Raw genomic sequence first — 10,454 nt, forward strand, 5'->3', positions numbered from 1 at the left:
AGGCCCGGCGGAAGAAGTCGTGGGTGGGCAAGGCGCCCGGGCCCTCAGGGGGCCTGATGGAACCCCTCAGAAACACGAAGGGCGGGCGCTTATATGCCGTGAGTCCTTCCCCTGCAACGTGGCTGGACGAAAGGCGTGCCGACGGCCAGCCCCTGGCCTCGGCGCGGCCCCTCGAGTCCAGCCTCCTCCCACCAGGTGGGTGTGGAGGCGATATGCCCCCCGGGCTACGGGAAGGCGGCGAACGGCTCGGAGGTGGGGTAGTGGCGCGCCCGAGGTTGCACGAGCCGGTGCTCGCTCAGGAAGCGCTCCACCCGCCGCTCGACGGTTTCCCGGTATTCCAGGGGAGCCACGTGAGTCCCCTCGGGCAGCAGGAGGAGCTCGGCCCCCGGGATGTGGGCGGCCATCCGACGTGACAGCCAGGCGGGGGTGAACTTGTCGAGCTTGCCGGCGATGACGAGGGTGGGGACGTTCACGCGCGGCAGGTGCCGCCAGGCATTGTGGTGGGCGGCCGAGCGCAGGGTGCGCACGAAGACGACCGGGTCCATGTTGGCCAGGTGGGCGAAGTAGGGGATGAGGTCGCTCTTGGAGAGCAGGGAGCGGTTCATCTCCACCGAGAGGGCGACTTCCAGGGCCAGCGGGGTGCTGAGCAGGGCGCGGGTGAGGCGCGCCACGCGGTCCGGGAAGTGCTCCACGGTGAACTTGATGAAGGGGAAGAGCCGCTTGAGCAGCGGACCATCGTGGAAGGTGTCGAGCAGGCTGCCGTAGCTGCCGCACACCAGCACGAGCCCCTTCACCCGCTCGGGAAAGCGGCGGTGGAACTCGAGTGCCACCTGCACGCCCATGGAGTGGCCGAAGAGCACCGCCTGCTGGATGCCCGCCGCGTCCATCACCCGGTTGAGGTCATCGCAGGTATAGGACATGCCGATGCGGTTGCGCTTGTCCGGCACGCCCGAGCGGCCATGGCCTCGGTAGTTCCAGCGCAGCACGCGGTGATGGCGCGCCAGCACGGGCTCGAGGTACTTCCACACGAAGCCGTCGCAGCCCAGACCATCGCACATCACCGCGCCGGGCTCGCCCGATCCACTCACCTGGTAGTACAGCGCCGCCCCATCGGGAACGGTGAGGAAGTCCTGCCGGAAGAGATCGCTCATGGTGTCATGCGTCCGCCTCGGCGTCGGGTGGAAGACCCGCGTCGAGGCCGTAACGGGCGATCTTCAAGATAAGGTTGGAGCGGCTGATGCCAAGCTCCCGGGCGAGTCGGCTCTTGTTCTTCCCAGTACGCAACAGTCCCTGGTGGATCATCTCCCGCTCGAGCGCCTCCACGGCCTCGTGCAGGCTGCCGGTGAGGCGGGGGAGGGGAGAGGACGAGCCCCCGGGCGACACCGCGTCGCGGATGCGGCTGGAGATGAGGTCGGCGGGCAGCAGCTCCAGATCCCCGCCGAGCACCAGCAGGCGCTCCATCTCGTTCTCCAGCTCGCGCACGTTGCCCGGCCAGGCATAGCGGCCGAGCAGGGCGAGCGCCTCGGGGGACAGGCCGCGAGCGCGCTGGCCCTCGCGGTGGTGCTTGCGCAGGAAGTGATCCACCAGGAGCGGCAGATCGTCCCGGCGCTCGCGCAGGGGCGGCAGGTGCACGCGGATGACGTTGATGCGGTAATAGAGGTCCTCGCGGAACTCGCCGCGCTTGACCATCTCGCCCAGGTCCTTGTGGGTGGCGGCGACGACGCGCACGTCCACCTCGCGCGGCTGGGTGCCGCCCACGGGCAGGAAGGTGCCCTCCTGGAGCACGCGCAACAGCTTCACCTGCAACGCGGGCGACATGTCGCCCACCTCGTCGAGGAAGAAGGTGCCGCTGTCGGCCATCTCGAACAGACCCTTCTTGTCGCGCACCGCTCCGGTGAAGGAGCCGCGCATGTGGCCGAACAGGGCGCTCTCCAGGAGGTTGTCGTTGAAGGCCGAGCAGTTCTGCACCACGAAGGGCGCGTTGCGCCGGGGGCCATTGTCGTGGATGGCGCGCGCCACCAACTCCTTGCCCGTGCCCGACTCCCCGTTGATGAGCACGGTGGCCTCGGAGTTGGACACCTTCTCCAGCACCTTGAAGATTTCCTGGAGCGCGGCCGAGCGGCCGATGATGTGCCCGAAGCGCGCGTTCCCGCCGCCGCGGGCGGGCGCCTCCAGGGCTCGCTCCTGCTCGCGGGTGCGTTCGGCCTCGTAGGCGGCGATCTCCCCGGTGCCGTACTCGAGCAGCACGGTGAGCTTCTCCAGGTTGTCGTCATCCAGAACGAGCAGCCGTTCCACGGCGCGCTCCACGTCCAGGGCCGCCGGTTGCAGCTCGCGCAGCCGCGCCCGGATGCCTTCGCGCGCGCCCGCCGTCAGCGGCTCGCGCAGCAGGCCCTCGACGAAGAGGAACCCCTCGTACTCGTCCTGCACGTACAGCGGCGCGGCCACGAGGCTGAACTGGAGATGGCAGGGCTGCACGATCGCCCGGCGCAGGCGCCGGTTGCCAACGAACTGCTCGTGCAGCTCGCGCACCGACTGGTTGCAGCGCCGCAGCCCCTCGCGCGAACCACGCGCGAGCCGGCAGCAGGCACTGGCCGCGGAGGCGATGGCCTCGCCCCGGTTCCAATCCAGCACCTGCCCGTGCCGATCCGCGAAGTGCAGCTCCGCGCGCCACCACTTGCGGACGAGTTCCCGCAGCATGATGATGCTCTGAAGGTTCTGGTGCCGCTCACGGTCCATTGGCCGTGGCTTGGGAATGTTCAACAAGAGGAGACCTTGAGCCCGCGAGGTTCGTCGATTCTACCCACCTGGCGCCCCCACGTGTGGGCGCGGTGGAATACCCTGCACCCGTGACTCCTCCTCGTCATCCGCACGCAGCGTCTTCTCATGACCATGATCACTCGCACGGAGAGGGGTGTGGTGGCCATGGGCACGGCCATGGACAACCCCCGAGACCCCCGCCTCCATCCTTGAAGGAGGAGCGGCGCAAGGACCGCAACCGCCTGCTCGTCGCGTTGGCGCTCACGGGCACCATCGCCGTGGCGGAGGCCGTGGGGGGCTGGCTCACCCGCTCGCTGGCCCTGCTGTCGGACGCGGGCCACATGCTCACCGACATCAGCGCGCTGGGCTTGAGCCTGCTCGCCCTGTGGTTCTCCGGCAAGCCGGCGGACCAGAAGAAGACGTACGGCTACTACCGGATGGAGATCCTCAGCGCGCTGCTCAACGGCGTGCTGCTGCTGGTCATCACCGTGGGGATCGTCCTGGAGGCCTGGGAGCGCTTCCGCTCGCCCACCGAGGTGAACCTGGGGCCCATGGCGGTGGTGGCCACGGTGGGCCTCATCGCCAACCTGCTGGCCTTGAACTTCCTGCACCACACGCACTCGATGAACGTGCGCGGGGCCTTCCTGCACGTGCTGGGCGACACCCTGTCGAGCGTGGGCGTGCTGGTGGGCGCGGGGGTGATGTGGCTGACGGGCTGGTACGTGGTGGACCCGCTCATCTCCGTGCTCATCTCGGTGGTGATCGTGGTGGGGGCGGTGCGGCTGGTGCGCGACGCGGTGGACGTGCTGCTCGAGGCCGTGCCCGCGCACGTGGACATGCCCCAGGTCAAGGAGCTGCTGCTCAAGGTGCAGGGTGTGCGCGACGTGCATGACCTGCACGTGTGGACGATCGCCAGTGGGATGTACGCGCTCTCGGCGCACCTCGTGGTGGCGGACCCGAAGGTCAGCAACAACGACGACATCCTCTCGGCCGTGAAGCACGAGCTGCTCGAGCGCTTCAAGATCGATCACACGACGATCCAGATCGAGAGCGAGACCTACGCCCACGTGGGCGAGGTGCACTGAGCCCGGGGGCCACCGGGGGGCCGGTACCGGGAGGACCCCAGACTTCGGGTCCTCTCGCGGCACCGGCTCCGGTTCACCTCACGCCCGGCCGGCGGCCTGGCGTCCGCGGCGGGACACCGCGTCGACCGAGGCGGCCACGAGCAGCACGCTGCCCGTCACCATGAACTTCACCGACGAGGAGAAGGCCAGCAGATCCATGCCGTTGGCGATGGAGCCGATGACCAGCGCGCCGAGAATCGCCGACCAGGCCGAGCCGCGCCCGCCGAAGAGGCTGGTGCCGCCGATGACCGCCGCGCCGATGGAGTTGAGCAGCACGTCGCCGCTGCCCGAGGACTGATTGACCGCGAGCAGACGCGAGGCGGCGAGCATGCCGCCCGCGGCCGCCAGGGTGGAGCCCATCGCGAAGATGGTGATGCGGATGAACTCCACGCGGATGCCCGCCCGGCGCGCCGCCTCGGCGTTGCCGCCCACGGCGAACACGTGACGGCCAAAGCGCGTGTTGCGCAGCAGCAGCTCCAGCGCCACCACCACGCCCGCGAAGATGAGCGTGGCCAGGGGCAGGCCGCGGTCTTGCGTGAAGACGCTCACCGCCGCCACCACCGCCCCGCAGATGATGATCATCCGGAAGGCCACGTTGCGCAGGGGCGCCTGGACGAGGCCCAGCGTCGCGCGCCGCCGCCGCTCCAGGAACACGCTACCCACGTAGGTGCCGATGATGACCGCCACCACACCCCAGGACACCGGGGTGGAGAAGAACGTCGAGGTCAGCCCGGTGATGACCGGATCGTACAGGTTCACGCTGCCGGTGGAGCCCAGCACGGAGAACAGCGCGCCCTGCCAGGCGAGCGAGCCCGCCAGGGTGACCACGAAGGAGGGCACCTTGAAGCGCGTTACCCACGTGCCCTGGAAGGCGCCGATCGCCGTGCCCGTGGCGAGCCCCGCGAGCAGCGCGGGCACCGCCGGCACGTGCATCTTCACGTTGAGGATGGTCATCACCGCGGCGGCCAGGCCGCTCACGGCGCCCGCCGACAGGTCCGTCTCTCCGAGCAGCAGGATGAGGACGATGCCCGCGGAGATCATCCCCATGGCGGAGATCTGCAGCATCAGGTTGGTGAGGTTGATGGCCGACAGGAACCGCTCGTTGGCCAGGTAGAAGATGATCCAGATGGCGCTCAGGCCGATGATGACGGGCAGGCTGCCCAGCTCGCCCTGGGAGACGCGGCGGCGGAACCCCGCCCACGCTCCCGCCATGCCCGGCGCGTCCTGGATCAACCGGGGATCGATCGCGGTTTGATTCGCGGAGCTCATGCTTCCTCCATCTTCAGCGTACTGGCGACCTGCGCGGGCCGGGCTCCGGTGATGGCCGCGACGACATCCACTTCCTTCACGTTCTTCACCTCGAAGGTCGCCACGCGCTTGCCCAGCCGCATCACGATGATGCGGTCGGCCACCGAGAACACGTCCATCATGTTGTGGCTGATGACGACCACGCCCAGGCCCTGCTCGCGCAGCCGCCGGATGAGATCGAGCACCTGCCGGGTCTGCGCCACGCCGAGCGCCGCGGTGGGCTCGTCCAGGAGCACGACCCGGGGCGAGCCCATCATCGCGCGCGCCACGGCGATGGTCTGCCGCTGACCACCCGACAGCGCCGCCACCTGCGTGCGCACGCTGGGGATGCTCACCGCCAGCGTCTTGAGCAGCGACGAGGCGCGCTGCTCCATGGCCGTCTCATCCAGCCAGCCCAAGGCATTCCCCTCCTCTTGACCGAGGTAGAGGTTGCCCACCACGTCCAGGTTATCGCACAGCGCGAGGTCCTGATACACGGTGGCGATTCCGAGCGCCGATGAGCGCTTGGGCGTCCCCAGCGTCACGGGTTTTCCATCGAAGAGGACTTCTCCCTCGTCGATGGGGATGCTGCCCGAGATGATTTTGACAAGGGTTGATTTTCCCGCCCCGTTGTCTCCCACCAGGGCCACGACCTCACCCGGGTGGACTTCGAAGTCCACCTGGCTGAGGGCCTGGACGGCCCCGAATCGCTTGGAGATGTTACGGAGCGCCAGCAGCGCGGTCGCCGTCATGGGTGCCTCGTATCCTTACTGCAGCTGCGCCTGCGCACAGGCCGCCTGGAAGGAGCCCTCGCAGATCTGCGCCGTCGTCCAGAAGCCATCGGCCACGATGGTGGACTTGATGTTGTCCTTGGTCACCGCCACCGGCGTGAGCAGCACGGAGGGCACGTCCTTCTGGCCGTTGTTGACCTTGCCGTTGATCTTGCCCGCCGGGGGCTGGCCACCGCGCGCGAGCGCCACCGCCAGCTCCGCGGCCGCCTCGGCCTCGGCCTTGATCGCCTTGTACACCGTCATGAACTGCTCACCGGCGACGATGCGCTGGATGCCCGCGAGCTCCGCGTCCTGGCCCGTCACGGGGGGCAGGGGGTTGATGCCCGCGGCCTTCATCGCGGCGATGGCGCCACCCGCGGTGCCGTCGTTGGCGCAGTACACGCCGACGATCTTGTCCTTGCCCAGCTGGGTGATGGCCTGCTCCATCTGCTGCTGCGCCTTGTCCGGGCTCCAGTCCGGCGTGTCGTACTCGGCGCCGATCTTCACGCCGCTGCCGTCCAGCACGCTGTGCGCGCCGGCCTTGAACATGGCCGCGTTGCTGTCGGTGGGCGAGCCGTTGATGACGACGATGGTGCCGTCCGCCTTGCCGTCCGCCTTGAGCTTGTCCGCGAGCGCCTGGCCCTGCAGCTTGCCCACCTTCTCGTTGTCGAAGGAGATGTAGTAGTCCACGTCCGCCTGGGCGATGAGACGGTCATAGCTGATGACCATCGCCTTGGACTGGCGCGCGCGACCCACGATGGCCGCCGCCGACGCCGCGTCCACCGGATCCAGCACCAGCACCTGCGCGCCGTTGGTGATGGCCGCCTCGGCCTGGTTCTGCTGCTTGGCCGCGTCCTGATCCGCGTTGCTGTAGATGACCTCGCACTCGGCGCACAGCTCCTTCACCTTGCGCTCGAAGTGCGGCCGGTCATGCGACTCGTACCGCGACGTCTTGGACTCGGGCAGCAGCAGGGCGATCTTCGCGCCCGCGGGCTTGGCCGGGGCACCGCCGCCCGCCGGGGCGGTCTCCTTGTTGTCCTTGCAGCCCGGAGTCAAGAGCATCAGGGCCGCCAGCGCCGAGGCGCCGAATGGGGGGAAGTAGCGCATGTTCACTTGTGCCTCGTTCTTGTGAAAAAACCGTGTCGGGAGCGACAAAGGCGCGCGCATCCTCCCTGTCCCCTCGGGCCGCTGCAAGTCATAGTCCCATGCCGCGGTGCGGCGTAGGGTCGCCGAATCCGTCCGGAAGTAGACTCTCTCGAAAGTTGATGCTCCCTCCCCGACACTTCCCCTCCAGACGCGCCCTGACTTTCTGGTTCGTCGGATTGTCGCTGCTCGCGTTGGCCGCCTGCGCCCGGCTCGCGGACGCACGCAACGTCTTCGCCGGGGAGCACGTGGAACTGGTCGCCACGGACTCGCACTACTACGTGCGCTTCGCCCACCTCCAACAGGCCGCCTTCCCCCGCTTCTCGCCCTTCGATCCGTACATCAACGCACCCACCGGCGCGTCCATCATCTGGCCCCCCCTGCACACCTGGCTCGTGGCCCTCTTCCTGCGGCTCGGCCCCGAGGCCCCCGAGCGCGCCGCCGCCTGGGTGGATCCGGTGCTGTCGCTCTGCGGGTTGGGGCTGCTGTCACTCCTGGTGAGGCGCTGGCGCGGCGAGGCCGTCGCCCTCGGGATGCTCGCCCTGCTGGCCCTGGTGCCGGCGGCGGTGGAGGCGGGGGCGCTCGGCAACGCGGACCACCATGTCCACGAGCCGTTCCTCGCCGCCCTCTGCGCGCTGTTGCTCGGCCAGGCATTGAAGACGCGCGGCGTCGCGCTCGGTGCCGTCACGGGCGCGGTGCTGGGGCTCGCGCCGCTGCTCACCACCAGTGGCTTCGTCCTGCTGCCGGGCCTCGCCGCCTCGCTCCCCGTCGCCGCGTGGCTCCAGCGCGAGCGGGTGGGGGCGGGCGTGGGCCGGGTGGGGCTCGCCCTCGGCCTGGGGACCGCCGGGGTGCTGGCCCTGGGCGTGGTGCTGTTCGGCGAGCCCCGCTCGCTCGCCTACCATGGCCTCACCGCCTTCGCGCCCCTGCTCGCCCTGGGGCTGCTGTGCGGGGCCTCGGGACTGGCCCTGCTCCTGGAGCGCCGCCGCGGCGGGTGGCTGGTGCTCGGCCTCGCCATGCCGTGTGCCGTGCCGCTGCTGCCGGAGCTATCCCGGGCCTGGCGGCACCTGCGGCTGGGGGATCCGCTCCTCGCCGTCGTCATGGAGTCCACGCCGCTGTGGAAGGATCCGGAGTTCGCCGGACAGTTGCTCGGCCCGGTGCTGGTGCTGCTGCCGGTGGGGCTCGTCGCCGCGAGCGCGCGGGCGTGGACGGAGCGGGACGCGAGCGCCGCGCCCCTGGTGCTCGGCACGCTCTCGCTCGGTGCCGCCGCGCTGCTCCAGGCCCGCTTCTCCCAACCGCTGATGGGGTACGCGGCCCTGTGCGTCGCGGTGGGGTGGGAGGGCCTGTTGCGCGGCGCGGCCCCTCGCGTCCGGCGCGTCTCGGCCGCCGCGTTGGGGCTCGCGGGACTGCCCCTGCTCGCCGGAGCCGTGCCGCACCCGCGACAACCCGATGCCAGCCCCATCGGCCGCGTGCGCTCCACGATGGAGTGGCTGCGCGAGCACACGCCCGAGCCCTCGCCGCCGTGGGACGCGGGTGTCCGGCCGGCGTGGAGCATCATCGCGCCCTATGACATGGGGCACTTGCTGGTGCTGTGGGCTGAGCGCCCCGCGGTGGCCACACCCTTCTCCCAGGTGCCGGTGCACCAGGAGGCCAATGCACGGGCCAGCGCGGTGCTCGGCGCCACGTCCGAGGAGGAGTCCTATGCGCTCGCGCGGGAGTCGTCCGCGCGCTACCTGCTGCTCACCCCCATGGACGAGGTGCTGGGACGCCCCGAGGTGAAGCTGTCCGAGACGCTCGCCTTCTGGCTGCGGGAGCACGCGGGGCTCGCCACGGGGGCGTGGGCCGCGAGCACGCGCTTCCGGCTCGTGCATGACTCGGCCGAGTCGCGCCGCCAGCATCCGGAGCTGCCCCATGCCCGGGTGTTCGAGGTCGTCCCTGGCGCCGAGCTGCGCGGCCGGTGCGCGCCTGGCGCGTCGGTGACGGCCGCGTTGGAGCTGGAGACGGGGCGGGGTGGGACGCTCCGGTACGAGCCCCATGCCACCGCGAGTCGGGAGGGTGGCTTCTCCCTGCGCGTGGCCTATCCAACGGACCGGGACACCCGTGAGTCCGATGTGCTCGCCCGGGGCGCCTACCGCGTCCAATGTGAGGGGGGCGGAGGCACCGCCCGGGTGTCCGAGCGGGCCGTGCGCGAGGGACAGGCGGTGGACGTGGAGGCGTGAGCGGCCGGGCGCCTCGGGAAGGAAGGGGAGGCGGATGGAGCCACTCATCGTGACCTTGAAGCTCGACGCGGACACCTTCGCCCGCTTCGATCGCCTGCGTCGGGAGCACTTCCCGGCGAAGCTCAACCACCTCTCCGCGCACCTGACGCTGTTCCACCATCTGCCCGGAGAGGAGCGGGGCAGGGTGGTGGAGGATCTGCGCGCGGTGGCGCCCACTGCCGCGGTGGAGTTGCAGGCGACGGGCCTGCGCTCGCTGGGACGCGGGGTGGCGTTCGAGATGGCCTCGCCGCCATTGAATTCCTTGCACGCGGAGCTGGCCCGGCGGTGGGCGCATTGGCTGACGCCCCAGGATCGGCAGGGATTCCGCCCGCACGTGACGGTGCAGAACAAGGTCACCCCAGAGGAGGCCCGCGTGTTGAAGGCATTGCTGACGGCGGACTTCTCGCCCTTCACGGTACGAGGCGAGGGCTTCCAATTGTGGCGCTACCTGAACGGCCCCTGGGCCTTGGAGGCAGAGGTCGCGTTCAGTCCCTCTCTTGGAGGGTGTTGAAGTGGAGCAGTCAGGCGAGGCGCCGGAGCATGAGGTCAATCATTCCGAGATGGATGAAGGCTTCAGACGAGGATTCCTTCGCTCGTAGTCCTTGAATAGGTAGCGATGCCGGTTCAGCCAGCCAAACGTTCTCTCTCCAAGTGAAGAGCCGAACCTCCATATACCCTCGCAAGCCAAGAGGGTGTTTCTTGATGGGCACACTCAGTTGATATGCGTGCGCGGAAGAACAACGACTACCCCGCGATTCACGGGATTCCTTGCATGGGGCTGCCGCAGTGCCGAGCCTTTGGCTGTCACATGTCAATGCAGGAGCATTCCCGATATGAATTGTCTTGGTCGCGCTGTTCGCCGCACAGCATTGAGCCGGTTTTTCCCTCTCTTCTTCGCCGCGGTGGTGTTGCTTCTCGGGGCGTGTGGTTTCGCGACAGACACAGTCGCGGTTGGAGAGGACGAGCCTGATTTACTGGCGGTTATTGAAAGCGAATACCTGGTAGGTGACTGGAATGGCGATGGGTTGGACAACCTGGCGGTTCGTCGTGGCAATTGCGTCTACATGGACTTCAACTTCGACGGAGTCCATGACCGGCTTCAGTGCTATGGCAACGGT

The 10,454-nt window shown here is 69.2% G+C and carries 9 protein-coding genes; 4 read left to right on the top strand and 5 right to left on the bottom strand.

Annotated elements, in window-relative coordinates:
* Nucleotides 1-224: 224 nt before the first annotated feature.
* Together D187_RS39860 and D187_RS39865 are read right to left on the bottom strand one after the other, a co-directional pair.
* A complete protein-coding gene (locus tag D187_RS39860) occupies nucleotides 225-1,151 on the bottom strand; it encodes an alpha/beta fold hydrolase (RefSeq protein WP_002629058.1) in 927 nt (308 codons plus the stop codon).
* 4 nt (nucleotides 1,152-1,155) lie between these two features.
* Entirely contained in the window at nucleotides 1,156-2,736 is a 1,581-nt protein-coding gene (locus D187_RS39865; protein WP_002629059.1) for a sigma-54-dependent Fis family transcriptional regulator, read from the bottom strand.
* A gap of 230 nt (nucleotides 2,737-2,966) precedes the next feature.
* On the opposite strand from D187_RS39865, the gene D187_RS39870 reads away from it, so the two are divergent.
* A complete protein-coding gene (locus D187_RS39870) occupies nucleotides 2,967-3,842 on the top strand; it encodes a cation diffusion facilitator family transporter (protein WP_245591937.1) in 876 nt (291 codons plus the stop codon).
* 78 nt (nucleotides 3,843-3,920) lie between these two features.
* Here D187_RS39870 and D187_RS39875 read toward each other — a convergent pair whose 3' ends face one another.
* The 3 genes from D187_RS39875 to D187_RS39885 are packed head-to-tail and all read right to left on the bottom strand — an operon-like array spanning nucleotide 3,921 to nucleotide 7,045.
* A complete protein-coding gene (locus D187_RS39875; protein ID WP_002629062.1) occupies nucleotides 3,921-5,150 on the bottom strand; it encodes a sugar ABC transporter permease in 1,230 nt (409 codons plus the stop codon).
* Nucleotides 5,147-5,920, bottom strand: coding sequence for an ATP-binding cassette domain-containing protein (locus D187_RS39880; protein WP_002629063.1), 774 nt, complete (start codon nucleotides 5,918-5,920; stop codon nucleotides 5,147-5,149). Before D187_RS39880 ends, D187_RS39875 begins: the two co-directional genes overlap by 4 nt.
* 15 nt (nucleotides 5,921-5,935) lie before the next feature.
* On the bottom strand, nucleotides 5,936-7,045 hold the full coding sequence (locus D187_RS39885) for an ABC transporter substrate-binding protein (protein ID WP_043433996.1): 1,110 nt from the start codon (nucleotides 7,043-7,045) through the stop codon (nucleotides 5,936-5,938).
* A gap of 158 nt (nucleotides 7,046-7,203) precedes the next feature.
* On the opposite strand from D187_RS39885, the gene D187_RS39890 reads away from it, so the two are divergent.
* The 3 genes from D187_RS39890 to D187_RS55980 form a co-directional block, all read left to right on the top strand.
* Complete coding sequence (locus D187_RS39890) at nucleotides 7,204-9,297, top strand: glycosyltransferase family 39 protein (RefSeq protein ID WP_002629065.1); 2,094 nt, start codon at nucleotides 7,204-7,206, stop codon at nucleotides 9,295-9,297.
* 34 nt (nucleotides 9,298-9,331) lie between these two features.
* Nucleotides 9,332-9,847: a 2'-5' RNA ligase family protein gene (locus tag D187_RS39895; RefSeq protein ID WP_002629066.1), complete on the top strand. Its 516-nt coding sequence runs from the start codon at nucleotides 9,332-9,334 to the stop codon at nucleotides 9,845-9,847.
* 322 nt (nucleotides 9,848-10,169) lie between these two features.
* On the top strand, nucleotides 10,170-10,454 hold a 285-nt coding region (locus D187_RS55980), incomplete at its 3' end, for a hypothetical protein (RefSeq protein WP_155893916.1).

Origin of the sequence: Cystobacter fuscus DSM 2262 (genome assembly GCF_000335475.2) — a bacterium.
In the GTDB taxonomy this organism is placed as follows: Bacteria; Myxococcota; Myxococcia; order Myxococcales; family Myxococcaceae; genus Cystobacter; species Cystobacter fuscus.